The sequence below is a fragment of the Saccharopolyspora dendranthemae genome, from assembly GCF_007829955.1.
Lineage (GTDB): Bacteria > Actinomycetota > Actinomycetes > Mycobacteriales > Pseudonocardiaceae > Saccharopolyspora > Saccharopolyspora dendranthemae.
The window spans coordinates 1,503,461-1,529,026 of sequence record NZ_VIWX01000001.1 but is presented as its reverse complement, the minus strand read 5'-3'; the positions used below and the strand labels follow the sequence as shown (position 1 = coordinate 1,529,026).

The window sequence follows — 25,566 nt, the reverse complement described above, 5'->3', positions numbered from 1 at the left end:
AGCACAAAACTGCTGCTACCGAAACCGGCGTGGCTGCTGGACGCAAGGGTGCGATCGCGCTTACGGTCCGGAACCGGGCACGGGATCGGGTGTACCTCGACTCCGCGCCGACGACCAGGGGGAGCCGCATCGCGGCACCGGCTCAGCGGCCGTCCCGGCGGTCGACGCAGAGAGCACACAGCCACGATCAGGAAGGCGGATCCGATGACGCCCCCGCACAACTATCTCGCGGTGATCAAAGTCGTCGGCATCGGTGGCGGCGGCGTCAACGCCGTGAACCGCATGATCGAGGTCGGGCTCAAAGGCGTTGAGTTCATCGCGGTGAACACCGACGCGCAGGCCCTGCTGATGTCCGATGCCGACGTCAAGCTCGACATCGGCCGCGAGCTCACTCGTGGCCTCGGTGCCGGCGCGGCACCGGAGGTCGGCTACAAGGCCGCCGAGGATCACGCCGAGGAGATCGAAGAGGTCCTCAAGGGCGCCGACATGGTGTTCGTGACCGCTGGTGAAGGCGGTGGCACCGGAACCGGTGGCGCCCCGGTGGTCGCCAACATCGCGCGCAAGCTCGGTGCGCTGACGATCGGTGTCGTCACTCGGCCGTTCTCCTTCGAGGGCAAGCGCCGCGCGTCCCAGGCGGAGCAGGGCATCAAGGAGCTCCGGGACTGCTGCGACACCCTGATCGTCATCCCGAACGACCGGCTGCTGCAGCTCGGCGACATCGGCGTGAGCCTGATGGACGCCTTCCGCTCGGCCGACGAGGTGCTGCTCTCCGGTGTCCAGGGCATCACCGACCTGATCACCACGCCGGGTCTGATCAACCTCGACTTCGCCGACGTCAAGAGCGTCATGTCCGGCGCGGGCAGCGCCTTGATGGGCATCGGCTCGGCGAGGGGTGATGGCAGAGCCGTCGAAGCCGCGCAGAAGGCGATCAACTCGCCGCTGCTGGAGGCCTCGATGGAAGGCGCCCACGGCGTGCTGCTGGCCATAGCGGGCGGTTCCGACCTCGGTCTCTTCGAGATCAACGAGTCGGCGTCGCTGGTCCAGGAGTCGGCGCACCCCGAGGCCAACATCATCTTCGGTACCGTCATCGACGACTCGCTCGGCGATGAGGTTCGCGTCACGGTGATCGCCGCAGGGTTCGACTCGGGCACGCCGACGCACAAGAAGCTCGAGCCGACCCGCGTCGGCGGGCGCACCGAGGACGCCGAAACATCGGCGCCCAAGGCCGAGAAGCCCGCTGCCCCAGCGGAAACCGAGACCCAGCAGGCCCCGGCGGCCCCGAGCGCTCAGGCTCCGGCCGCACCGAGCGCTCCGGCTCCCGCGCCCGCCCCGGCTCAGCCGGTTCAGCCGGTTCAGGACTCGGCGCCCGCTCCGGAGGCTCCCGCTGCCCCGCAGCCCGAGCAGCCCGCGGCACCTCAGACGCCGGCACCGCAGACCCAGGCGCCGCAGCAGACCGGTTACCAGCAGCAGCCGCAGAGCCCGCAGCAGCGGACCTACGGCGGCGACGGTTCGTCCACCGGTCAGCAGGGCGTGTCGGTGCCCGGCCGCACCGGCGGGTACCCGACGCACTCCACCGGCGCTTCGCGTCCCGGCGGGCTGCCGAACCGGGCCGTCCCGGTGGGCGATGACACGGATGACGACGTCGACATTCCGCCGTTCATGCGGCGCTGACGCATAAGCGAGAATCGACACCGGGGACCGCGGGTTCCCGGTGTCGATTTTTCTTTTTCGGGAGGCTGGGCAAGTGCGGATTCGGCGCGTGACGACCACGCGGGAGGGCGGCAGCTCCAGTGCGCCGTTCGACTCCTTCAACCTCGGCGGCAAGGTCGGCGATGCGCCGGAGGCGCTCGCGGCCAACACGCGCAAGCTGGCGGACGGCATCGGCCTGCCCGAGGACCACCTGGTCTGGATGGAGCAGATCCACGGCCGCACGGCGACCGTCGTGGACGGACCGCAGCAGGCGGCGGTGGAAGCCTCCGACGCGCTGGTGACCGCTCAGCCGGGTCTCGCGCTGATCGCGCTGACGGCCGACTGCGTGCCGGTGCTGCTCGGTGATCCCGAGGCCGGGGTGATCTCCGCGGTGCACGCCGGCCGCGTGGGCGCGCGCGTGGGAGTCCTGCCTGCGGCGCTGAAGTCGATGCGCGAGGCGGGTGCGCGACTCGATCGGGTGGAAGCGCTGATCGGGCCCGCCGCGTGCGGAGCCTGCTACGAGGTGCCGCACGACATGCAGGCGGACGTGGAGAAGCACCTGCCCGGCAGCGCCTGCAAGACCAGGAAGGGGACCGCCGGGCTCGACCTGCGAGCCGGGCTCTTCGAGCAGCTCGCGCAGGTCGGCATCGCCAAGATCGGCGTCGACCCGCGCTGCACGATGGAAACCCCCGAGCTCTACAGCCACCGCAGGGACGACGGCAGGACCGGCCGCTTCGCCTCGGTGATCTGGATGGAGGACGAGTGACGCCGGAGGATCGCCGCGCCGAGCTCGCCGAGTCGCTGGAGGCGGTCCGCGAGCGTCTCGCGAAGGCGTGCCAGGCCGCCGGCCGGTCTCCGGACGAGGTCGAGCTGCTCGCTGTGACCAAGACCTTCCCCGCATCCGATGTGGCTCTTCTCTCCGATCTCGGGCTGTCGGCCTTCGCCGAAAACCGGGAGCAGGAGGCGCGCGGCAAGGTCGCCGAGTTCGCCGAGCTGCGACCGGTGGCCGCGTCGCGCTGGCACATGGTCGGCCAGTTGCAGCGGAACAAGGCGCGCGCGGTGGCCCGCTGGGCCGACGTCGTCGAATCCGTCGACAGCGACCGGCTCGCCGAAGCTCTTGCCCGCGCAACGGCCAGCGCGCTCGACGCGGGCGAGCGGGAGCACCCGCTGGACGTGTTGGTGCAGGTCAGCCTGGACGGCACGACCGGGAGGGGCGGCTGCGCCCCGGAGGACGTTCCACAACTCGCCGAGACGATCACGCGAACGAGCGATCTTCGGCTGCGGGGAGTGATGGCTGTCGCTCCTCTGGGTGGCGACGTGGATGTGGCCTTCAGCACACTTTCGTCGATCTCCGAGCGCTTGCGCGTTGATCACCCGGAAGCTGTGGACGTGTCGGCGGGGATGTCCGGCGACCTGGAAAGTGCCGTTGCCCACGGCTCGACCAGGGTGCGTGTCGGAACCGCGCTGCTCGGTGGGCGGCGGTTAACCTCGCCGTAGCCGTCAGAAGGGGGTCGAAGGTCGGCCACCTCGTGCTCGGTGTCAGGGAGCCGCAGAGGAAGGGCATGCCGATGAGCGCTCTGCACAAGTTGAAGGCCTACTTCGGCATGGTCCCGGCCGACGAGGTGGACGAGTACGAGGACGAGATCGCCTACCGCGAGCGGTACGACGATGATCGTCCTGTGTACGACTCCCGTCCTGCCTACGCGGACCGGGGCGCTTACGACGAAGACCGGGGCGCGTCCCGGCGCAGGTCGGCGGGTACTCGCGGCGGTTTTCAGGCCGACGCGGAGACCGAGTCCTACGCCGAGGAGTTCCGGGAGCCGCCGCGTCCGCGGCGGCAGTGGGCGCCGGAGACGGCGTCGCGCAGCACTCTGCCCAACGATCAGCCGCGAAGCGAGGGTGTTTCGCGTCTGCGGGCGGTGACTGACACAGGTACTCAGTTCAACTTGAGTAAGATCACAACTCTGCATCCGCGCAGCTACAGCGAGGCGCGGACCATCGGCGAGCAGTACCGAGACGGCACGCCGGTGATCATGAACCTGACCGAGATGGAGGAGGCCGACGCGAAGCGTCTGGTCGACTTCGCCGCAGGTCTGGCGTTCGCGATGCGGGGTTCGATCGAGAAGGTCACCAACCGGGTGTTCTTGCTCTCACCGCCGAACGTCGACGTCGCGGCTGAGGACAAGCGACGGCTAGCAGAGGGGGCCTTCTTCAACTACGGGTGAGTGGTGGCACAGTTGAAGGCGTGAACCCGGTACAGATCGTCTTGTTCTACGTTCTGTTCTTCTTCTGGCTCCTGCTCACGGCGCGTATCGTGGTGGAACTCGTTAGAGTGTTCGCTCGCGATTGGCGGCCCGTTGGGGGGGTTGCAATCGCGTTGGAGAGCATCTACACAGTGACCGACCCACCCGTGAAACTGGTGCGTCGGGTGATTCCGACGGTCCGGATCGGCGGCGTCGGACTGGACCTATCGATTATGGTGCTGCTGCTAGTCGTGTTCATACTGATGCGACTGGTGCAACCGGCCGGGTGACGGGGAACCCGACCGACCCGCAGCTGCCGAAGGAGTGCGTGAGGTGATCTTGTGGGCCTGACCCCCGCCGACGTGCATAACGTCGCGTTCAGCAAACCCCCGATCGGCAAGCGGGGCTACAACGAGGACGAGGTGGATGCATTCCTCGACCTGGTTGAAGCCGAGCTTGCGCGGCTGGTCGAGGAGAACAACGACCTGCGTGGGCAGGTGGAGCAGGTGGAGACCCAGCTGCAGACCGCCCAGGTCGACTTGGACGACGCCCGCAGCCAGGCTGCGTCGGCGTCGGCCGCTGCCGCTTCGACCCCGGCCGCCCCACCGGAGGAACCGCGCCGGCTCACCCCGGTCCCGGCGCCGACCGCTGCCGAGCAGACTTCCCCGGGCGGCGATCACCACGTGCAGGCCGCCAAGGTTCTCGGCCTCGCGCAGGAGATGGCGGACCGGCTGACCGGTGAGGCCAAGGCAGAGGCCGACGGCATGTTGTCGGAGGCCCGGACCAAGTCCGAGCAGCTGCTGTCGGAGGCTCGTTCGAAGTCCGACAGCATGGTCAACGAGTCCCGGACCAGAGCCGAGACGATGCTCAACGACGCCCGCACGCGGGCGGAGACGCTTGAGCGGCAGGCGCGCGACAAGGCGGCGAGCCTGGAGCGCGATGCGCAGCGCAAGCACGCGGAGGTGATGGGCAACATCACCAACGAGAAGAACGCCCTCGAGAAGAAGATCGAGACTCTCCGCACGTTCGAGCGGGAGTACCGCACTCGACTGCAGACCTACCTGGAGTCTCAGCTGCGCGAGCTGCAGGACCGAGGCTCTGCCGCACCTGCGGAGAGCAGCAGCAGCGGGAGCCGTTCGGGTCAGCAGGCCACCAGCTACAGCTTCGGGGCCAGGACGGCCGAAGCGGGCTGATTCCCCGTTCAAGACTTGGCATACCGGCGGTGATGGGTCGTGGCCCGTCACCGCCGGTATCTGCCGAGAGGGGTTCGGCGAGAGGGAATTCGAGTGCTGCTGGTCGTACTGCTGCTGGTCCTGGTGGCCGCCGCGACGTTGGCGGTCGCCGTTCTCGGCGGCGGAGCGGGATTCGCCTGGATCTCGGTCCTGGCCAGCGGACTCGGGGTGGCGCTGCTGATCTTCGACCGGATCAGGGCCCGCCGTCGCAAGAAGAGCAAGACCCCACCGGCTCCGGCGCTCGGCGCGGAACCAGGTGAAGAACGAAGCAACGCCGCGAAGTCGGCCGATCAGGACGCCGAGGTCGTCGTGGTCGACGAACGCCCGCGCTATCACGTGCGGACCTGCGAGTGGCTCGGCGAGGCGAAGACGCTGCCGCTGAAGCTCGGTGAAGCCCGGGAACTCGGCTTCACGCCCTGCGCCAGGTGCGCCCCCAACGCGACGATCGCGGCGGAGCCTCGCCAGAGCCGGTGAAAATCACTGGCGAAAGCCCGGTACTCTGGTGAGCACCAGGCGTTGATCCGGCCATCACCGGGGAGCTTCCGGAAGAACGGGCACCTCGCGTGCCTCAGTAGAACCGGACGGGTCCGGCCCGTCACAGCCGGCAATCGAGTGGCCGTCGGTCTCCGACCGTCGGCAAGCGGGGTGGTACCGCGGTGCCCGGCACGTCCGGGACGTCGTCCCCGTCCACCAGGGCGGCAACGACACATTGCGAGGAGCAGCTCCGCGATGGCATACCCCAAGGTTTCCTTCGGCGCGTCCGACGAACGCGGCGTGGCGGCCCAGCCCGCGTTCCCGGCGATCGAACGCCAGGTGCTGGACTTCTGGGCCGACGACAAGACCTTCCGCGCTTCCGTCGAGGCGCGCGAGGCAGGGCACAACGGCTCGAACGAGTACGTCTTCTACGACGGCCCGCCGTTCGCCAACGGCCTGCCGCACTACGGTCACCTGCTCACCGGCTACGTCAAGGACGCGGTCCCGCGCTACCAGACGATGCGCGGCAAGCGGGTCGAGCGCCGCTTCGGCTGGGACACCCACGGGCTGCCCGCCGAGGTCGAGGCGGAGAAGCAGCTCGGGATCACCTCGAAGGCCGAGATCGACGACATGGGCGTCGCCGCCTTCAACGAGGCGTGCAAGGCCTCCGTGCTGCGCTACACCGCGGAGTGGGAGGACTACGTCACCCGGCAGGCGCGCTGGGTCGACTTCGAGAACGACTACAAGACCCTCGACCTGGACTACATGGAAAGCGTCATGTGGGCCTTCAAGTCCCTGTGGGACAAGGGTCTGGTCTACGAGGGATATCGGGTCCTCTGGTACTGCTGGCGTTGCGAGACGCCGCTGTCGAACACCGAAACCCGCATGGACGACGGCTACCGGCCGCGCCAGGACCCGGCCGTGACGGTGGGCCTGCGGCTGACCGCTCCCGGCAGCGACCTCGACGGCGCGCTCGCGCTGGTGTGGACGACGACCCCGTGGACGCTGCCGTCGAACCTGGCCGCCGCCGTACATCCCGACGTGGACTACGCGCTGGTCGCGCCCGCCGAGAGCACTGAGCGCTACCTGATCGCCGAAGCCCGGGTTCCCGCCTACGCCCGCGAGCTCGGCGAGGACGTCGCGGACCGAGTGGTGGCCCGGTACAAGGGATCCGATCTGCTCGGCACCCGCTACCAGCCGCCGTTCGACTTCTTCGCCGGCCGGGACAACGCGCACCAGGTGCTCGCCGCCGACTACGTCACGACCGACGACGGCACCGGAATCGTGCACATCGCACCGGCTTTCGGTGAGGACGACAAGGTCGTCACCGACGCGGCCGACATCGTGCCGGTCGTTCCGGTCGACGCTCGCGGCCGGTTCACCGCCGAGGTGCCGCCGTACGAGGGGATGCAGGTCTTCGAGGCCAACAAGCACATCACCCGCGACCTCAAGGAACGCGGTCTGCTGCTGCGGCACGAGACCTACGACCACCAGTACCCGCACTGCTGGCGCTGCGACAACGCGCTGATCCAGCGCGCGCTGTCGTCCTGGTTCGTGGCCGTGAGCCAGTTCAAGGACCGGATGGTCGAGCTCAACAAGCAGATCAACTGGGTTCCCTCGCACATCCGCGACGGCCAGTTCGGCAAGTGGCTGGAGAACGCCCGCGACTGGAACATCTCGCGCAACCGGTACTGGGGTTCGCCGATCCCTGTGTGGTGCTCCGACGATCCCGAGCACCCGCGCACCGACGTCTACGGCTCGCTGGACGAGCTCGAACGAGACTTCGGGGTGCGGCCGACGAACCTGCACCGCCCGGAGATCGACGAGCTGACCCGGCCCAACCCGGACGACCCGACCGGCAAGTCCACGATGCGCCGGGTGCCCGAGGTGCTGGACTGCTGGTTCGAGTCGGGCTCGATGCCGTTCGCGCAGGTCCACTACCCGATGGAGAACGCGGACTGGTTCGAGCACCACTTCCCGGGCGACTTCATCGTCGAGTACCACGGTCAGACCCGCGGCTGGTTCTACACGCTGCACGTGCTGGCCACGGCGCTGTTCGACCGGCCGGCGTTCAGCAACGTCGTGGCGCACGGCATCGTGCTGGGCCACGACGGGCTGAAGATGTCGAAGTCCAAGAAGAACTACCCGGACGTCAACGAGGTCTTCGACCGCGACGGTTCCGACGCGATGCGCTGGTTCCTGATGTCGAGCCCGATCCTGCGCGGCGGCGACCTGGTCGTCACCGAGCGCGGGATCCGGGACGCGGTGCGCCAGGCGGTGCTGCCGCTGTGGAACTCCTGGTACTTCCTCGCGCTCTACGCCAACGCGGAGGGCGTCAGCGGGGAGTTCCGCACCGACAGCGAGCACGTGCTCGACCGCTACGTGCTGGCCAAGACCCACGAGCTGGTCGGCGACGTGCAGTCCTCGATGGACGCGCTGGACCTGGCGACCGCGACCGCGAACGTGCGGGAGTTCCTGGAGGTGCTGACCAACTGGTACGTGCGCCGCTCCCGGGACCGGTTCTGGGCCGGCGACAAGGACGCGATCAACACCCTGCACACCGTGCTGGAGGTGACCAGCCGGGTGGTGGCGCCGCTGCTGCCGCTGACCGCCGAGGCGGTGTGGCGCGGGCTCACCGGTGGCCGTTCGGTGCACATGGCCGATTGGCCGCTGGTCGACGAGCTGCCCGCCGACCCGGCGCTGGTCTCGGCGATGGACCGGGTCCGCCAGGTCTGCTCCTCGGCGCTGGCCTTGCGCAAGGCCAACAAGCTGCGCGTCCGGCTGCCGCTGGGCGGTCTGGTGGTGGCCACTCCGGAGGCCGAGGTGCTGCGCCCGTTCGCGGATCTGATCAGCGACGAGGTCAACGTCAAGGGCCTGGAGCTGAGCACCGACGTGGCCGCGCACGGGCACTTCGAGATCGCGGTCAACGCCCGCGCGGCCGGTCCGCGGCTGGGCAAGGACGTGCAGACCGTGATCAAGGCCGTCAAGGCCGGTGACTGGGCGCACCGCGGGTCCACCGTGGTCGCCGCGGGCATCGAGCTGCAGGAGGGTGAGTTCACCGAGCGGCTGGTCTCCACCGACTCGGGCGCCGCCGCTGCGTTGCCGGGCGGCGACGGGCTGGTCGTGCTGGACACCGACGTCACTCCGGAGCTCGCCGCCGAGGGCTTGGCGCGGGACGTCGTGCGGGTGGTCCAGAACGCCCGCAAGGACGCCGGTTTCGAGGTCTCGGACCGCATCACGGTCACCGTCGAGGCCCCGGCCGAGGTGATCGAGGCGGTCGAGGCGCACCGCGAGTTCATCGCGGGCGAGACCCTGGCCGACGCGGTCGATCTCGGTGACGCGGCCGATGCCGCCACCGGCGCGGTCGGCGACGGGATCGAGATCAAGGTCGCGGTCTCCCGCGTCTGACGCGCTCGCGCGCATCGAGGCCCCGGGGTTCGCTCCCGGGGCCTCGATCTCGTCCGGGGGCAGTTCTGGTCCGAACCGTCCATGATCGATGTCGGGGAACGTCCGGTCAGTTCGGACCAGAACTGCCCCGCGCCCACCAGGTGGGAAGGCGTTGTCGCGGAGCGGGGTGAGGCGCTACTGTTCGCCGCGAAGGTCATGAGCGCCAGCGTCAAGCCCCGGCTTGCTGGCCGGCAACCCTCCTACCGCGGTGGGGTGCCCCGGGTGAAGACCTGGCCGGTCGCGCAGTGCGGCCCGGCAAGCGCGGGCCCGCCAAGGGCCCTTGAGGCCCCGGGAGGGTCGCGATGTCTTCAGCCGTCATCGATGTTCCGAGCCAGTCCGTCGCCGTTCCCGGCGTGGTCGGAGCCGGACTGCGGGTTCCCCTGGTCACCGGAGGAACCACGAGTTACGCCAACCTCGACCACGCCGCCAGCGCACCGTGCCTGTCCGCGGTGCGCGACGCCGTGGACGAGCTGCTGCCGTACTACGCGAGCGTGCACCGCGGAGCCGGGTTCGCCTCGCAGGTGTGCACCCGCGTCTACGAAGACGCGCGCCAGGTGCTGCTCGACTTCGCCGGTGGCCGCCAGGGCGACGAGGTCGTGTTCACCCGCAACACCACCGACGCGCTGAACCTGCTGGCCTCGGCCGTTCCGCGCGGCACGTCGGTGGTCGTCTTCGACACCGTGCACCACGCCGCTCTGCTGCCGTGGCGCAACGTCCGCCGGATCGCAGCGCCCGAATCGCCGGCCGACGCGGTCGCCGCGCTGGACGCGGCGCTGGCGGAGTGCCCGGAGGGGCCCCGGCTGGTGGTCCTGACCGGGGCGTGCAACGTCACCGGCGAGGTCTGGCCGGTCGCCGAGCTCGCCCGCGTCGCCCGCAGCAGGGGCGCCCGGACGGTGCTGGACGCCGCGCAGCTCGCGCCGCACCGGCCGATCCGGCTCGCCCAGCTCGACGTCGACTACCTCGCGCTGTCCGGCCACAAGCTCTACGCCCCCTTCGGAGCCGGGGCCCTGATCGGACGCGCCGACTGGCTCAACGCCGCCGAACCCCACCTCGCCGGCGGTGGCGCCACCCGCGTGGTCAACGAGCGCGCGGTCAGCTGGACCACCGGCCCGGAGCGCCACGAGGCGGGCTCGCCCAACACCGTCGGCGTGCACGCGCTGGCCACCGCCTGCCGCACCTTCGCCACCCGCTGGGAGGGCGTCGTCGAGCACGAGTCCGCGCTGCTCGGACGCTTGCGCGCGGGTCTGGCCGAGATCCCCGGCCTGCGCGAGCTCAGCCTGTTCGGCCCGGAGCACGACCGGGTTGGCGTCGTCAGCTTCACCCTCGACGGCCAGGACCCGGGGCTGATCGCCGCCGCGCTGTCGGCCGAGCACGGCATCGGCGTCCGCGACGGTCTGTTCTGCGCCCACCTGGGCACCAAGAACCTGCTGTCCAAGGCAGGCTCGGACAGCGAACGCGCACTGCGGGTCAGCCTCGGTCTCGGCACCACCGCGGAGCACGTCGACCGCCTGCTCGCCGCCCTGAAGTCCTTGGTGAGCGAGGGTCCTGCGGCGAGCTACGAGCAGTCCAACGGCCGCTGGGAACCGGTCGACGACCAGCGCCCGCTGCCGCCCTTCCTTCTCTGATTCGGCGAGGCGGTGCGCGGCAGGTCCCAGTTTTAGTCCAAACCGAGCCATGATCATGTCCGTTTTGTCGGCTCAGTTTGGACTAAAACTGGGACTGGGTGCCCGGGTGTCGCGGTCCTGGTGCGCCGTCGTTCCGCTGGGTCGGGGACAATGGGGGAGTGAGCACCGAGCACCCCTCTTCTGAGCAGGCGGCCTCCACACCGGAGTCCGCTGAGACGAACCCGGCCGCGGACGCCCCGAAGGGCGGGTCCGCGAAGCTGCTGGCGCTGCTGTTCGGGGTGGCGGCAGTGGGCCTGGCCCTGGACGTGGTGACCAAGATCGCCGTGGTCGCCACCATCGAGGGCACCCCGCCCGTGAAGGTGCTCGGTGGCCTCTTCTACTTCGACGTCCTGCGCAACCCCGGTGCCGCGTTCTCGATGGCCACCGGCCTGACGTGGTTGCTCGCGCTGCTGGCCATCGCGGTGGTCGGCGTGATCGTGTGGCTGGCCCCGAAGCTCCGCTCGCCGGGGTGGGCCGTCGGCCTCGGCCTGGTGCTCGGCGGTGCGTGCGGCAACCTCGGTGACCGGCTGTTCCGGGCGCCCGGGCCGCTGCAGGGCCACGTCGTGGACTTCCTGTCGTTCCTGGCACCCGGCGGTCAGGTGTTCCCGGTGTTCAACGTCGCCGACAGCTGCATCACCTGCGGCGGCATCCTCGTGGTGCTGCTGTCGCTGATGGGTCGCGACTTCGACGGGACGGTCCACCGCAAGCAGAAGGCGCGCAAGTCGTGAGCGAACTCCGAACCCTCCCGGTCCCCGAGGGGCTGGACGGCATGCGGATCGACGCGGGCCTGTCCAAGCTGCTCGGGCTCTCCCGCAACGCCGTGGCCGGACTCGCCGAGGCCGGTGACGTCCTCGTCGACGGGAGTCCCGCGGGCAAGTCGGATCGGCTGATGGCCGGGTCCTGGCTGGAGGTCAGCCTGCCCGCCGCCGAACAGCCGCCGCAGGTGGTGGCCGTGCCGGTCGAGGGCATGAAGATCCTGCACCAGGACGACGACATCGTCGTGATCGACAAGCCGATCGGCGTCGCCGTCCACCCGAGCCCCGGCTGGGAGGGGCCGACCGTGGTCGGCGGCCTGGCCGCGGCCGGCCTGCGCATCTCGACCTCGGGTGCCGCCGAGCGCCAGGGCGTGGTGCACCGCCTCGACGCGGGCACGACCGGGGTGATGGTGGTGGCCAAGAGCGAGCACGCCTACACGGTGCTCAAGCGCGCGTTCAAGGAGCGGACGGTCGAGAAGCGGTACCACGCGGTGGTTCAGGGCTTGCCCGACCCGAGCCGGGGCACCATCGACGCGCCGATCGACCGGCACCCGCGGCACGACTACAAGTTCGCGGTGGTCACCGGGGGGAAGCCGAGCATCACCCACTACGAGACGGTGGAGGCGTTCCGCGCCGCGTCGCTGATCGACGTGAAGCTGGAAACCGGCCGCACCCACCAGATCCGGGTGCACTTCTCGGCGATCAAGCACCCCTGCGTCGGCGACATCACCTACGGGGCGGACCCGGTGCTGGCCCGTCGGCTGCAGATCACCAGGCAGTGGCTGCACGCGCGGAGCCTGTCCTTCGAGCACCCCTCGGGCGGCTGGGTGCAGTTCGAGAGCGAGTACCCGGACGACTTGCAGCACGCTCTGGACGAGTTGCGCGATCAGGACGGCTAGGACCTGTTGATGAATGCGGCGGAGCCGCATCCTCTTGCACCACCTGAGCAACCTGCACCGCCGCGGGTTCTGAGCGCCTTCGTGGCGAGTACGCCGGGACGCCTCGTATTGGCATACTCAAGGAGCGGCGCACGGAGACCACGGAGGCGCTCAGGTTCCGCTACCCGCACCGTTACGCACAGCAAGTCCTCAACAGTTCTTGGACCGGGTATCGTGGTGATCGGATCGGCGCGACGAAGGGGGTCCGATGGCTCAGGAATTTCACGGATCGGACACACCGACTCCGCCACGCGGCATGCCGGTGGTGGATCCGCAGGCAGATCTCGACACGCCGCCGGAAGGTCTTCACAGCCTCGGCGACGTGATCAGCGCCCAGGACGTCGGCCCTGCCACGCCTTCCGTGATCGGCGAGCCGGAACCCGAGCGCGCCCCGGACGCCGCGGGCGATTGGCCGACGCTGGAGTACCGCAGCAAGGATCGCGCGGACAAGCCCAGGCGCAACAACCCGCTGGACTTCTTCCGCCGCGATTCCTGAGCGCTCCCGGGCTCGTCAGAGGTCGGAGATGTCCCAGAGCAGCGTGCGCTGCTGATCACCGGGCTGCGGGGTCCAGCGGACCGCGGTGATCTCGGTGGACTCGTTCAGCACGTACACCGTGTGGCCACCGGCGGTTTCGCCGGGCTGGACGCCCATCCGGTGCGGTGGACGGGATGACATCGACACCGGAGCCTTGGTCACCGGTGAACCGTCCTTGGTGACCAGTTCCAAGTACATGTCGGGCAGCGACGCGAACGGCACCTGCCCGTGGTTGGTCAGCTCGGTGTGCACGACGACCGAGCGCTCGCCGGGCGGGAGCTCGTAACCGGCTGCGGTGTAGAGGAAATCGGCCGGGTCGACGACCTCGACGAGCTGGATGCTGATCCGCTCGCCGGACATCCCGTTGACCTCCAGCTTGGTACCGACCTTGCCGGTCGGTGCCGGAGCGGGAGCTGCGGGCTGGTCACCGCGCGCCCACGCGGCTGAACCGGGCGGTCCCCAGGAGTTCATCGGCGGCGCCGGGGCGACCGGCTGCTGCGGGTGGGCCATCTGCGGACCGCCGACCTGGTGCTGTCCCGAGACCTGCTGCGGGCCGGACATCTGGTGCGGGCCGGAGACCTGGTAGGGCCCGGACACCGGGTACGGGCCCGACATCTGCTGCGGGCCGGGCACCGGGTAGGGGCCCGACATCGAGTGCGGGCCGCTGTACTGCCCGGGCGCCATCGGGTACGGACCGCTCGCGGCGTTCTGGGCCGCCCACTGCTGAGCTGCGGCGACGGCGTTGCGGATGCCTTGCTGATCGCACTCGACGCCGACCATCAGCGGCAGGCCGGTGGTGGAGAGGGTGGCGAGTCGCGCGGCGACCTCGCGCACGTCCATGCCGAGCCGACCGGCGATGTCCGGGACCGCCGCTCGGCCCATCTCTGCCACGGCGCTCAGCAGTCGCACGTCCACGGGATCAGGGCCAGTCACGTCGTCCCACGCTACCTGGTCAGGTGGTCGCCTGTGTGCGAGGCACGAGTTCCCGACACGGGCGAATGTCGAGTGCGGGGGTGGGGGAAGTTCTCATGAAAACCTCCCCCACGCCGCACACGCTCTCCGGCATCCCGGCCGCGTGGAACCTCGCGCAACGCCAGGGGGAATCGGCTGCTCGGTCGGTGGCCGGAGTTAGGCTGGCGCGTCTTCGATCCCGCCGCGAAGGAGGACTTCTCCGTGTCCGTCGACCCCTTCGTCCACCTGCACGTGCACACCGAGTACTCGATGCTCGACGGTGCGGCGAAGGTCGGTGCGCTGTTCTCCGAAGCGCAGCGGCTCGGGATGCCGGCGGTCGCGATGACCGACCACGGCAACATGTTCGGCGCGGACGAGTTCTACCAGCAGGCGCGCAAGACCGGCATCAAGCCGATCATCGGCATCGAGGCCTACGTCGCTCCCGAGAGCCGCTTCCGCAAGAAGCCGATCTTCTGGGGCGAGGCGAAGCAGCGGGGCACCGACGAGTTCGGCGAGGGCGGTGACGTCTCGGGGGCCGGTGCCTACACGCACATGACGATGTTCGCCCGCAACGCCGCCGGCCTGCGGAACCTGTTCGCCCTCTCCAGTCGCGCGGGCTTCGAGGGCATGTACCGCAAGCCGCGGATGGACAAGGAACTCATCGCCGAGCACGCCGAGGGGATCATCGCGACCACTGGGTGCCCGTCCGGTGAGGTGCAGACCCGCCTGCGGTTGCGGCAGTTCGACGAGGCGTTGCGCGCGGCCGCCGAGTACCAGGAGATCTTCGGTGCGGAGAACTTCTTCCTGGAGCTGATGGACCACGGCCTGCCGATCGAGCGCTCGGTGCGCCAGGGACTGCTGGACATCTCGAAGAAGCTGGGCATTCCGCCGCTGGCCACCAACGACAGCCACTACGTGACGGCGGACCAGGCCGAGTCACACGGGGCGTTGCTGTGCGTGCAGTCGGGCAAGACGCTCTCCGACGACAGCCGGTTCAAGTTCGACGGCGACGGCTACTACCTGAAGTCCGCCGAGGAGATGCGCGAGTACTGGGATTCCGAGGTCCCGGGCGCGGCCGACAACACGCTGCTGGTCGCGGAGATGGTGGAGTCCTACGAGGACGTCTGGTCCTTCCAGGACCGGATGCCGCGCATCTCGGACGGCAGCGGCCTGTCGGAGCGGGAACTCCTCGAAGGAGAGATCGAGCAGTACCTGCCGACCCGCTACCCCGGCGGCGCGAGCCAGGAGTGCCTGGAGCGGATCAAGACCGAGCTGGACGTCCTGGACGCCAAGGGCTACTGCGCGTACTTCCTGGTGGTCGGCGACCTGACCCGGTGGGCGAAGTCGCAGGGCATCCACGTCGGACCGGGCCGCGGCTCGGCAGCGGGGTCGTTGCTGGCCTACATCCTGCACATCACGAACCTGGATCCGCTGGAGCACGGCCTGATCTTCGAGCGGTTCCTGAACCCGGAGCGCGACTCCCCGCCCGACATCGACCTCGACTTCGACGACCGGCGTCGTGACGAGGTGCTGCAGTACGCGATCACCAAGTACGGCCGGGACAAGGTCGCCCAGGTCATCACCTTCGGCAAGATCAAGACGAAGGCGGCGATCAAGGACGCCGCTCGCGTCCACCACGGACAGCCGGGCTTCGCCATCGCCGACAAGATCTCCAAGGCGCTGCCGCCGCCGATCGCGGCCAAGGACATCCCGCTCTCGGGCATCGTCGACCCGCAGCACGAGCGCTACACCGAGGCGGCCGAGGTCCGCGCGCTCATCGAGACCGACCCGTCGGTGTCGCAGATCTTCGAGACCGCGCGCGGGCTGGAGGGCCTGATCCGCAACGCGGGTGTGCACGCCTGCGCGGTGATCCTCTCCTCGCAGCCGCTGATGGGAGCGGTCCCGCTGTGGGCCCGCGACGACGGGTCGATCATCACCGGCTGGGACTACCCGTCCTGCGAGGCCATCGGCCTGCTGAAGATGGACTTCCTGGGTCTGTCCAACCTCACCATCCTCGGTGACTCGCTGGAGATGGTGAAGGACAACCACGGCCTGGAGATCGACCTCTCCAGCCTCGCGCTGGACGACGCCAAGACCTACGAGCTGCTCGCGCGCGGGGAGAGCCTGGGCGTGTTCCAGCTCGAAGGCGGCGGCATGCGGGAACTGCTCAAGCGCATGCAGCCCACCGAGTTCGGCGACGTGGTGGCGGCGAACGCGCTGTACCGGCCGGGTCCGATGGAGGTCAACGCGCACCTGGACTACGCCGACCGGAAGAACGGCAAGAAGCCGGTCGAGCCGATCCACCCGGAGCTGGACGAGCCCCTGAAGGACATCCTGGCCGAGACCTACGGCCTGATCGTCTACCAGGAGCAGATCATGGCGATCGCGCAGAAGGTCGCCGGGTACAGCCTCGGTCGAGCCGACATCCTGCGCCGCGCGATGGGCAAGAAGAAGAAGGAGGTCCTGGACCAGGAGTTCGAGGGCTTCCAGGCCGGGATGCGCGACCAGGGCTTCTCCGATCAGGCGATCGACAAGCTGTGGGCGACGGTCCTGCCGTTCGCCGGTTACGCGTTCAACAAGTCCCACGCGGCCGGGTACGCGCTGGTGGCGTACTGGACGGCCTACCTGAAGGCGAACCACCCCGCCGAGTACATGGCCGGGCTGCTGACCTCCAACGGCGACAACAAGGACAAGATGGCCGTCTACCTGGCGGAATGCCGCCGGATGGGCGTGCAGGTGCTGTCGCCGGACGTCAACGACTCCCAGGACACCTTCGCCGCGGTCGACGGCAACATCCGGTTCGGCATGAGCGCGATCCGCAACGTCGGCTCGAACGTGGTGGCCTCGATCGTCAAGAGCCGCGAGGAGAAGGGCCGCTACACCTCCTTCACCGACTTCCTGGACAAGTCCGAGATCCTGGCGTGCAACAAGCGGGTCATCGAGTCGCTGATCAAGGCCGGTGCGTTCGACTCGCTGCAGCACACCCGGATGTCGCTCTCGCAGCACCACGAGGCCGCGGTGGACGCGGTGATCGGGCTCAAGCGCCAGCAGGCGATGGGCCAGTTCGACCTCTTCGGCGCCGACGACTCCGACGACAGCGCGGAAGCATCGCCGCTGGCGCACCTGCAGTTCACCGCCGACGAGTGGCCGCGCAAGCAGCTGCTGGCCTACGAGCGCGAGATGCTGGGCCTCTACGTCTCGGCGCACCCGCTCGACGGCGCGCAGCGGCTGCTGGCGCCCTACCAGGACGCCGGGATCGCCGAGCTCGTCGGCGGCGAGCGCGAATCCGCCGGGCACAAGGAGCAGATCAAGATCGCCGGGATGATCTCGGGGATCCAGCGCCGCATCAACAAGAACGGCCACCCCTGGGCGATCGTGACCCTGGAGGACCTGGACGCGTCCGTCGAGGTGCTGTTCTTCCCCCAGTCCTACGAGATGTTCGCCGACTGCCTCGTCGAGGACACCGCGATGGCGGTCAAGGGCCGCATCAACGAGCGCGAGGGCGCCATCAGCGTGTTCGCCTCGGACGCCGTGCCGATCGACATCTCCGCGGCGGAGGCCGACCCGAGCGGTGACTCGGCGTTCGTGATCAAGGTCCCGGTCGGCCGGGTGGACCAGTCGCTGGTCAAGGAGCTCAAGCGGACCCTTCAGGCGCACTCCGGGAGGACCCCGGTGCACCTGAAGCTGCAGAGCCGGAGCGGGACGACGCGGATGGTGCTGTCCAGCGACTTCTTCGTCTCGACGGAGAACGGGTTGCAGGGCGAGCTGAAGGGTTTGCTCGGGGCGGGCTGCTTCGAGGTGGCGTGATTCGTCGGGTTTGCGCTGAGAGGCCCCTCAGTCCGGTGTGACAAGCCGAGGTGAACGGGGTTCACTGACGTCGAGGGCCCGAAGCTCGCCTACCCGAGGGATCGTCCATGTCCACCACTGAAGCTCCCGTCTTCGACGCCGATTTCGTCGCGAACCTCTACTCCCGCTACGGCGAGATCCGCTCGAACACCCCGGTGCAGCGCATGATCAGCCCGCACGGCTTGAAGCTGTGGGTGATCACCCGCTACGAGGACGCGAAGGCGGCGCTGGCCGATCCGAGGCTGGGCAAGAACTTCCGGCGCAGCGGCGAGGTGATCAGGTCCCAGATCGGCGACGACGGGACGCGGCGGTTCAACTCGGCGATCAGCGAGCAGATGCTCAACATGGACCCGCCGGACCACACGCGGATGCGGAAGCTGGTGGTCAAGGCCTTCACCTCGCGCAGGATCGAGGCGCTGCGGCCGCGCGTCGAGGAGATCACCGCAGGGTTGCTCGGCGAGATGGCGGGCAAGGCCGAGGTGGACCTGCTGGACGCCTTCGCGTTCCCGCTGCCCATCCAGGTGATCTCGGAGCTGCTGGGCGTGGAGGAGAGCCGCCACGACGACTTCCGGCGGTGGACCAACACGATGCTCGACGCCTCGGACAACGAGACCCTGGCCAAGACGAACCAGGCGATGACCGAGTACCTCTTCCAGCTGATCGCGACCAAGCGGGAGCACCCGGCCGACGATCTGCTGACGGCGTTGATCGAGGTGTCGGAGGACGAGGACCGGCTTAGCGAGATCGAGCTGGTCTCGATGGTGTTCCTGCTGCTGGTGGCGGGGCACGAGACCACGGTGAACCTGATCGGCAACGGCGTGCTGGCCCTGCTGCGCGACCGGGAGCAGTGGGACGCGCTGGTCGCCGACCCGAGCCTGGTGACGGGTGCGGTGGAGGAAGCGCTGCGCTTCGACGGGCCCGTCATCCACGGCACCTTCCGGCACACCAGGGAGCCGGTGACCTTCGGCGGCGTGGAGATCCCGGCCGACGAGATCGTGTGGGTGGGCCTGGCCTCCGCCAACCACGACCCGGAGAAGTTCCCGGAACCCGAGCGGTTCGACATCAGCCGGGACGCGCGCGGGCACGTGGCGTTCGGCCACGGCATCCACTTCTGCCTGGGCGCGCAGCTGGCCCGCATGGAGGCGCAGATCGCGCTGCGGCAGCTCGCCGAGCGCTTCCCCGGTCTGCGCGCGGCGGGCGAGCTGGACGACGTCGAGTGGCGGTTCTCCACGCTCATCCACGGACTGCAGCGGTTGCCGGTCCGCCTGGCGTAGGGATCGCTTCGCGTGGCGGTGCGGGTAGCGGGTTCTGAGGTGGCCCTCCTGCTCCGGGCGCGCCGAAGTGAGATCCGCAGCCGCTGATTGCGATTTTCCCGGCAGAGGTCCGTGCGCGCGGGGTTTACTGGAACCACATCTCGTGGATGGGGGTTCCATGACCGCGCACACCGACCCGATCACGTTCGACACGGACTTCGTGCAGGACCTGCACGCGCGCTACGCGCAGCTGCGCGAGGCAGGCCCGGTGCACCGCCTGGTCAACGAGACCGGGCTGCCGATCTGGGTGGTGACCCGGTACGAGGACGCGCGGGCGCTGTTGGCCGATCCACGGCTGGGCAAGGACGCGCAGACCATCTTCAGGCTGGTCATGGACCGCTTCGCGGCCGTCGCCCCGGAGACCGAGGACGGGCGGTTCGCCGGCGCCGGGTTCGACATGCACATGCTCAACATGGACCCGCCGGACCACACCCGGTTGCGGAAGCTGGTGGTCAAGGCGTTCACCGCGCGCCGGATCGAGTCCCTGCGGCCGAGGATCGAGCAGATCACCGACGAGCTGCTGACGGCGATGGCCGGGGAGTCCGAGGTGGACGCGCTGGACGCGTTCGCGTTCCCGCTGCCGATCCGGGTGATCTGCGAGCTGCTGGGCGTGGACGAGAGCCGCCGCGACGACTTCCGCGTCTGGACCAACCGGTTGCTCGACGACATCGACGCCGAGGCCTCAGGGCAGGCCGCGGGCGAGATGGCGGCGTACCTGACCGAACTGCTCGCCGCGAAGCGCGAGAACCCCGCGGACGATCTGCTGACGGCGTTGATCGAGGTGTCGGAGGACGAGGACCGGCTCAGCGAGACCGAGCTGATCTCGATGGTGTTCCTCCTGCTGGTGGCGGGGCACGAGACCACGGTGAACCTGATCGGCAACGGCGTCCTGGCGCTGCTGACCCACCCCGACCAGTTCGCCGCGCTGCGCGCGAACCCCGACCTGGTCGACGGCGCGGTCGAGGAGATGCTGCGGTTCGACGGTCCGCTCATGCACACCACGTTCCGCTTCACCACCGAGCCGGTCGTGGTCGGCGAAACCGAGATCCCCGCAGGCGAATTCGTCTGGATCGGGCTCGCCGCGGTCAACCGCGACCCGGCGCGCTTCGACGCCGCCGACTCCTTCGACGTCGGCCGGGACGCCCAGGGGCACCTGGCCTTCGGGCACGGGATCCACTTCTGCCTCGGTGCGCCGCTGGCCCGCATGGAGGCCCAGATCGCGTTGCGGGGACTGATCTCGCGCTTCCCGGACCTGGCGCTGGCCACGGCTCCGGAGAACCTGGTCCGGCGGAACTCCAGCCTGATCCACGGGCTGCAGGCGCTCCCGGTCCGCCCGGCATCTCGTTCGTGAGGAGGAGGTGGGTCCCCGGCGCGCGCGCCTACCGTGAGCCCGTGCTCAACTCCTGGCGACCCGACCACCGCCTGGCGCTCGACGGCGTCGCGGCGGCGCTCGTCCTCTTCCTCGGCCTCGGCTCGTCGCTGAGCGCGCTCCGGGGATCCGCCCCCTGGCTGTGGATCACCACCCTCATCGTCCTGATCGGCCTGGCCGGGGTTCTGGCGCTGCGCCGGATCCGGCCGCTGCCGGCCCTGTCGGCGGCCAGCGCCCTGATGCTGGTGCTGGTCGCGCTCCCGGACCTGCCCGGCGGTGTGCCGCCGGTGCTGCTGCCGTTCACCGCGATCTACCCGGTGCTGCTGTACTCGGTGATCGCCTACACCGACCGCTGGGTGCTGCCGGTGGCCTGCGGGCTGCTCGGATCGGCGCTGGTGGTGGCGCGGATGGTGGTGAGCTTCCCGGGCGGCTGGGTGCCGGCGTTGGTGCTCGGTGCGGTGGCCGTGGCCACGGTCCTGTCGGCCTGGGCGCTCGGGCGCTACCGGCGCATCCGGGTGTCCTACGTGCGCGCCTTGGAGGAGAGCGCGCACCGCGCGGAGCAGCTGCGGCAGGAGCAGGTGCGCGCCGCGATCGCGGCCGAGCGCCGGTTGATCGCTCGCGAGATCCACGACGTGGCAGCGCATTCGCTGGCGGTCGTGCTCGCGCAGGCCGACACCGCGCGGATGGTCTTCGACCGCGATCCCGAGCGCGCCAGGGAGATGCTCTCGACGGCGCTGAACGTGGGCCGCGACGCGATGCAGGAGATGCGCGGGATGCTCGGTGTCCTGCGTTCGGGTGACGACCCGGTGAGTTCGCACGAGGACCGGGATCTCGATTCGTTGATCGGATCGTTCCGCCAGGCCGGCGCGGACGTCGAGCTGCGCAGCTCCGGGACCAGGCACGATCTCTCGACCGCTGATCGGCACGCGGTGTACCGGGTGGTCCAGGAATCGGTCACCAACGCCCTCAAGCACGTCGGTCCGCAGGTGACGTGCCGGATCTCCCTGGACTGGGAACCGCACCGGCTTACCGTTGCCGTGACGGACGACGGCCCCGGGACCGCCGATGACCTCACCGAGCGCGGTGGGTACGGCCTGGTCGGGATGGCCGAGCGGATGCGGCAGATCGGGGGCGGATTCGTGGTGCGCAGCGAGCCCGGTGCGGGCACCACCGTGCGGGCTGAGTTCGAGCTGGGGGAGCGGTGACCGGAATCCGCGTGGTCGTCGCCGACGACCAGGAGCTGATCCGCTCCGCGCTGGGGATCATGCTCGGCCTGCACGACGACCTCGAGGTCGTGGCCGAGGTCGATTCGGGTTCGGCTGCGGTGGAGGCCTGCCGCAAGCACCGGGTCGACGTGGTGCTGATGGACATCCGGATGCCGGGCGTCGACGGCATCGCGGCGACCGAGCTGATCACGGCGGAGCACCCGGAGATCAGGGTGCTCATCCTGACCACCTTCGACCTCGACGAGAACCTCTTCGCCGCCCTGCGGGCCGGTGCGGGCGGTTTCCTGACCAAGGACACTCCCGGCGAGGAGGTCGCGGCGGCCGTGCGCGAAGTCCACAAGGGGCATTCGATCGTGTCGCCGCGCGCGACCCGGAGCCTGCTGGAGGTCGCCAAGCGGGCGGCACCGCGCGGCCCGGCACCGCTCTGGGAAGCGCTGACCGGCCGGGAGCGGGACGTGCTGGCCGCCGTGGCGCGCGGGTCGTCGAACGCCGAGATCGGTGCCGAGCTGCACCTGGCGGAGACGACGGTGAAGACCCACGTCGCCGCGGTGCTGCGCAAGCTCGGCGTCCGCGACCGGCTGCACGCGGTCATCTGGGCCTACGACAACGGTGTGGTCTGAGCGGTCAGGTCGTTCGCGCGGTGCGCGGATCTCCTCCCTGAGGAGGAGGAAGTCTGTCCGTCGCGGTGGAGGCCGATCACGGTCGAAACCACGAACATTGCTGGCATGACTGAACAAGGGAAGTTCGCGAAGGGCGTTGTCGCCCAAGGCTTCGTCGCCCACAGCTTCGTCGCCCACAGCTTCGTCGCCGTGGGCGGTGGGGTGCTGGTGCTGGTGGCGTTGGTCTGCGCGATCACCGGTGCGCTCAGCCCGATGGCCAACCCGTCCGATTTCTTCGCCTCGTCGTTGACCCTGCTGCCGCAAGCCGCCGCCAACCTGGTGCTCGCGCTGATCGGTGCGGTGACCACGGCGACCGGGCTCGTGACCGCGCGCCGGGGCAGCGCTCCGGCACCGCTGCGGGTGGCCTCGATCGGTGGCCTGCTGGTGCTGCTCGGCCCAGGTGTGCTCGCCGCGGTGGGGTACTTACCGTTCCTGCTGGTCTCGGCGCTGGCCGGAGACGTCGCGCCGCTGCGGAACTACCTGTCGCCGGCGCTGGTGCTCCAGCTGGTGGTCGTAGCGCTCGTGGTGACGTTGCTGTTGTCGTGGATCGAGCAGGCCGTGCGCGCTGATCGGGGCGAGACGTCGAACCGAGGGCTGTGGTGGACCTGGATCGCCATCGCCGTTCCCCTGGTGTACACGGTGAGCCGCGTGCTGATGGCGATCGGGATTCCCGACCTGTCGATGGAGAACAGCAGCGGCGCAGCAGGTCTTGGACTCGGGGCCGCTGCGGCCGGTGGCGCCGTGCTGACGTGGGGGCTGATCCGCCCGTGGGGAGAGCGCTTCCCGCGCTGGATGATCGGCCTGGCCGGCAAGCGGGTGCCGGTCCGGATGGCCGTGGTGCCCGCGCTGTGCGCTGCCGTCCTGGTCCTGGCAGGCAGCAGGATGCTGCTGTCGCAGATGCTCGCCGACAACCCCGGCATCCCCAACAACGTGGTGGTGTGGTTGCCGATCTGGCTCTGGCCGCTGTGGTCGTTCGCGCTGGTCGCCGCCGCGATGCACTACCGGCTCCGCCGGGCGCGGGCAGAGGTGGCGATCGCTCGATGAGCGCCACCCCCAGGCCGTGCCCGGGTGCCGGGTCAGCGCAGCGCGATGATCGTGTACGGGCCCACCTCGCGCTTGACGAAGGCGGGCGAGTCGAAGAGCTCGCGGTCGAAGTAGGCGTAGTAGTCGCGCACGTTCGGGTTCTGGGGGAACGAGTCTCCCTTGAGCTGCAACGCGAGATCGCCCTCGTGCTCGGGCGGGGGCTCCACGGTGGAGTAGCGGCTCTGCGGGTTGTTGAGGACGAACACGTTGGGGCTCTTGAACTTCGAGCTCCGGATCGCCCTCAGCAGCTCGTCGCTGCTCTTGGCCCGGGACCAGCGCTCGATCTCCGCGGCGCGGTCGGAGTAGTCGGCCAGGGGGTTGGCGTAGTGCGGGGTCTCCTGCTGGAAACCCCAGTACGGCTGGAAGGACATGAGCTTGTAGTCGGTGCTCAGCAGGACGTTCTCGTCGGGCTCGCGCTTGGTGAGCGCGGCCACCGCGCGGATCTCGTCGTCGAACCAGGAGCCGACCTGGTCCGGGTCCTTCTGCCCCTTGGCGTTGTCACCGGTCGGGTAGTAGTCGGTGTAGGCCTGCTCGGTGTAGCCGATGAGCTTCTCGCTGAGCGCTTCCTGGGTGACGCTCACCGCGCCGACCAGGCCCAGAGCGCAGGCGAGGAGCCCGACCTGAACCGCGTGCTGCGAGGGGATCTTGGTCCGCAGGTAGCCGATCAGCTCCAGCAGGCCGAGCACGCCGGCGACCGGCAGGAGCGCGTCGAGGACGACGTTGAGCCGGAAGGCCAGCAGCGTCGTCTTGGCCAGCAGGGCCAGCGTGGACAGGCCGAACCAGGCGTAGATCGCGACCACGACCAGCAGCAACGCGGCGGCGACCTCGCTGTGGCGGAAGCGCAGCAGCAGCCACGCGAAGCCCACCAGGCACAGCGCGCCGAACGCCGAGGCCTCGGTCATCGGCACCGGCAGGAAGGCGCCGTCGTCGGGCAGGTAGTGCTGCGCGGCGCTGCGCGGGTTGTCCAGCAGGAACTTCGTCGACAGCAGGTAGGGGAGCCACACGAGGAGGGCGATGACCAGGCTGACCAGACCGATCGGGAGCAGTCGCAGGAACTGCCGCTTGACCACGGCGCCCACGCCGTCGCCGTGCCGGACCTGGTTGAAGCCGGTGACCACCGCCATCAGCACGATCACGACGACGGCGAAGCCGAAGTGCAGCGTGTAGGTGATCGCGGCGAACCCGATGAAGCCGCCGATGCAGATCAGCGTCCACCGCGGTGTGCCGTCGTTCTGCCGCATGGCGCGCCAGGCCAGCACCGCCACCGGCAGCAGCCACGCGGCCGACGGCCAGGCGTAGGGCTCCACGATGCCGTGCAGCATGCCCGACAGCGCGGTCGCGACGGTCGCCAGCAACGCGAGGCGGCGGCGCAGCACCACGCTCCAGAGCGTGAACGCCACGACCGTCGTCACCGCGATCCAGCACAACGCGTAGAGCTTGTAGGCCGCCCAGCCCTCCCAGCCCAGGAGGTTGGCGAAGCGGCCGCCGAGCCAGAACCAGCCGCTCGGGTAGTAGGGCGCGGTGTCGGCGTAGTTCATGTCCGCCAGGCCCAGGGTGGAGGCCATGCGCGTCATCAACTGCATGCGGAAGCCGTTGTCCGTGGAGGACCCGCCGTAGTAGAAGCGCGTCGACTGCAGCGGGAGGGCCAGCGACAGCGTGCTGAAGGCGCTCAGCGCCACCCAGGTCGCGGCGACCTTGCCCCAGCGTCCGATCCGGGAGATCCGGTAGCCGAAGGCCAGCGGGACGAACAACGCGATGAGCACCAGGGTGCTGCTGAGCATCGTCAGCGCTTCGGGCGCGTAGCTGGGCTCGCTGATGCTCAAGCGCGTGGCCGCGAACTGCAGCACCAGGCTCACCACAACGGCGACCGCAGAACCGCCGAGCAGTTCGGCTACCGTGGTGCGCAGCGGGAGCCGGACGGCCGAGGTCTGCCGAGGCTCGTCGATCGGGCTCGGTCCGGTCAACTGCGGAGACGGCAGGATTCCCACCACTTCACTCGTCCTTCGGCGTAGCCGACATGAGGGCTCGCGCAGAATAGTTGATGTGCGTCCCACGCCCGTCCATCGGGTGACCGGGGCGGGTGCGGTGAAACGCTATGGTGACCGGAAAATTTCGCAAGCCGGGCCGGTGGCGGCGAACGCG

20 protein-coding genes and 1 riboswitch are annotated in these 25,566 nt (G+C 69.5%); of the genes, 18 read left to right on the top strand and 2 right to left on the bottom strand.

Annotation, left to right across the window (positions count from 1 at the left end):
• Positions 1-204: 204 nt before the first annotated feature.
• The 12 genes from ftsZ to FHU35_RS06815 all read left to right on the top strand — a co-directional run bounded on the left by ftsZ (position 205) and on the right by FHU35_RS06815 (position 12,938).
• Positions 205-1,671, top strand: a complete 1,467-nt coding sequence (ftsZ, locus tag FHU35_RS06870) for a cell division protein FtsZ (protein WP_145737500.1) — start codon at positions 205-207, stop codon at positions 1,669-1,671.
• Between the two features lie 73 nt (positions 1,672-1,744).
• Positions 1,745-2,455 carry a peptidoglycan editing factor PgeF gene (gene pgeF, locus FHU35_RS06865; protein ID WP_145737499.1) on the top strand — a complete coding sequence of 237 codons (711 nt, stop codon included), beginning with the start codon at positions 1,745-1,747 and terminating at the stop codon, positions 2,453-2,455.
• Positions 2,452-3,186 (top strand): YggS family pyridoxal phosphate-dependent enzyme, encoded by a 735-nt coding sequence (locus FHU35_RS06860; protein ID WP_145737498.1) that lies wholly within the window; start codon positions 2,452-2,454, stop codon positions 3,184-3,186. Before pgeF ends, FHU35_RS06860 begins: the two co-directional genes overlap by 4 nt.
• Before the next feature lie 71 nt (positions 3,187-3,257).
• A complete protein-coding gene (locus FHU35_RS06855; RefSeq protein ID WP_145737497.1) occupies positions 3,258-3,914 on the top strand; it encodes a cell division protein SepF in 657 nt (218 codons plus the stop codon).
• A gap of 20 nt (positions 3,915-3,934) precedes the next feature.
• On the top strand, positions 3,935-4,222 hold the full coding sequence (locus FHU35_RS06850) for a YggT family protein (protein ID WP_093413156.1): 288 nt from the start codon (positions 3,935-3,937) through the stop codon (positions 4,220-4,222).
• 51 nt (positions 4,223-4,273) lie between these two features.
• Positions 4,274-5,125, top strand: a complete 852-nt coding sequence (gene wag31, locus FHU35_RS06845) for a DivIVA-like cell division protein Wag31 (protein ID WP_145737496.1) — start codon at positions 4,274-4,276, stop codon at positions 5,123-5,125.
• Between the two features lie 93 nt (positions 5,126-5,218).
• A complete protein-coding gene (locus FHU35_RS06840; RefSeq protein WP_145737495.1) occupies positions 5,219-5,638 on the top strand; it encodes a hypothetical protein in 420 nt (139 codons plus the stop codon).
• A 255-nt stretch (positions 5,639-5,893) separates the two neighbouring features.
• The gene (gene ileS, locus FHU35_RS06835; protein WP_145737494.1) at positions 5,894-9,046 is read left to right on the top strand and encodes an isoleucine--tRNA ligase; all 3,153 of its coding nucleotides are present in this window, start codon (positions 5,894-5,896) and stop codon (positions 9,044-9,046) included.
• A 191-nt stretch (positions 9,047-9,237) separates the two neighbouring features.
• A riboswitch (SAM riboswitch) is annotated at positions 9,238-9,353 on the top strand.
• 34 nt (positions 9,354-9,387) lie between these two features.
• The gene (locus FHU35_RS06830) at positions 9,388-10,710 is read left to right on the top strand and encodes an aminotransferase class V-fold PLP-dependent enzyme (RefSeq protein ID WP_145737493.1); all 1,323 of its coding nucleotides are present in this window, start codon (positions 9,388-9,390) and stop codon (positions 10,708-10,710) included.
• 158 nt (positions 10,711-10,868) lie between these two features.
• A complete protein-coding gene (gene lspA, locus FHU35_RS06825; RefSeq protein WP_186459286.1) occupies positions 10,869-11,477 on the top strand; it encodes a signal peptidase II in 609 nt (202 codons plus the stop codon).
• A 41-nt stretch (positions 11,478-11,518) separates the two neighbouring features.
• A complete protein-coding gene (locus tag FHU35_RS06820) occupies positions 11,519-12,403 on the top strand; it encodes an RluA family pseudouridine synthase (protein WP_145738005.1) in 885 nt (294 codons plus the stop codon).
• Between the two features lie 247 nt (positions 12,404-12,650).
• Entirely contained in the window at positions 12,651-12,938 is a 288-nt protein-coding gene (locus tag FHU35_RS06815) for a hypothetical protein (RefSeq protein ID WP_145737491.1), read from the top strand.
• A 15-nt stretch (positions 12,939-12,953) separates the two neighbouring features.
• Here FHU35_RS06815 and FHU35_RS06810 read toward each other — a convergent pair whose 3' ends face one another.
• Positions 12,954-13,910: an AsnC family protein gene (locus FHU35_RS06810; protein ID WP_186459285.1), complete on the bottom strand. Its 957-nt coding sequence runs from the start codon at positions 13,908-13,910 to the stop codon at positions 12,954-12,956.
• Between the two features lie 240 nt (positions 13,911-14,150).
• Between FHU35_RS06810 and dnaE the strand changes: the two genes are divergently transcribed.
• The 6 genes from dnaE (at position 14,151) to FHU35_RS06780 (ending at position 23,385) form a co-directional block, all read left to right on the top strand.
• Entirely contained in the window at positions 14,151-17,735 is a 3,585-nt protein-coding gene (dnaE, locus tag FHU35_RS06805) for a DNA polymerase III subunit alpha (protein WP_145737490.1), read from the top strand.
• Positions 17,736-17,842: 107 nt separating this feature from the next.
• Positions 17,843-19,048: a cytochrome P450 family protein gene (locus FHU35_RS06800; RefSeq protein WP_145737489.1), complete on the top strand. Its 1,206-nt coding sequence runs from the start codon at positions 17,843-17,845 to the stop codon at positions 19,046-19,048.
• 157 nt (positions 19,049-19,205) lie between these two features.
• Positions 19,206-20,438 (top strand): cytochrome P450 family protein, encoded by a 1,233-nt coding sequence (locus FHU35_RS06795; protein ID WP_145737488.1) that lies wholly within the window; start codon positions 19,206-19,208, stop codon positions 20,436-20,438.
• 41 nt (positions 20,439-20,479) lie between these two features.
• Complete coding sequence (locus FHU35_RS06790; protein WP_145737487.1) at positions 20,480-21,661, top strand: sensor histidine kinase; 1,182 nt, start codon at positions 20,480-20,482, stop codon at positions 21,659-21,661.
• Positions 21,658-22,302 carry a response regulator transcription factor gene (locus FHU35_RS06785; protein WP_145737486.1) on the top strand — a complete coding sequence of 215 codons (645 nt, stop codon included), beginning with the start codon at positions 21,658-21,660 and terminating at the stop codon, positions 22,300-22,302. The genes FHU35_RS06790 and FHU35_RS06785 overlap by 4 nt, the downstream gene beginning before the upstream one ends.
• A gap of 105 nt (positions 22,303-22,407) precedes the next feature.
• Positions 22,408-23,385 carry a hypothetical protein gene (locus FHU35_RS06780; protein ID WP_145737485.1) on the top strand — a complete coding sequence of 326 codons (978 nt, stop codon included), beginning with the start codon at positions 22,408-22,410 and terminating at the stop codon, positions 23,383-23,385.
• 32 nt (positions 23,386-23,417) lie between these two features.
• On the opposite strand, the gene FHU35_RS06775 is transcribed toward FHU35_RS06780, so the two are convergent.
• Positions 23,418-25,388: an arabinofuranosyltransferase gene (locus FHU35_RS06775; RefSeq protein ID WP_222429290.1), complete on the bottom strand. Its 1,971-nt coding sequence runs from the start codon at positions 25,386-25,388 to the stop codon at positions 23,418-23,420.
• Positions 25,389-25,566: the final 178 nt, after the last annotated feature.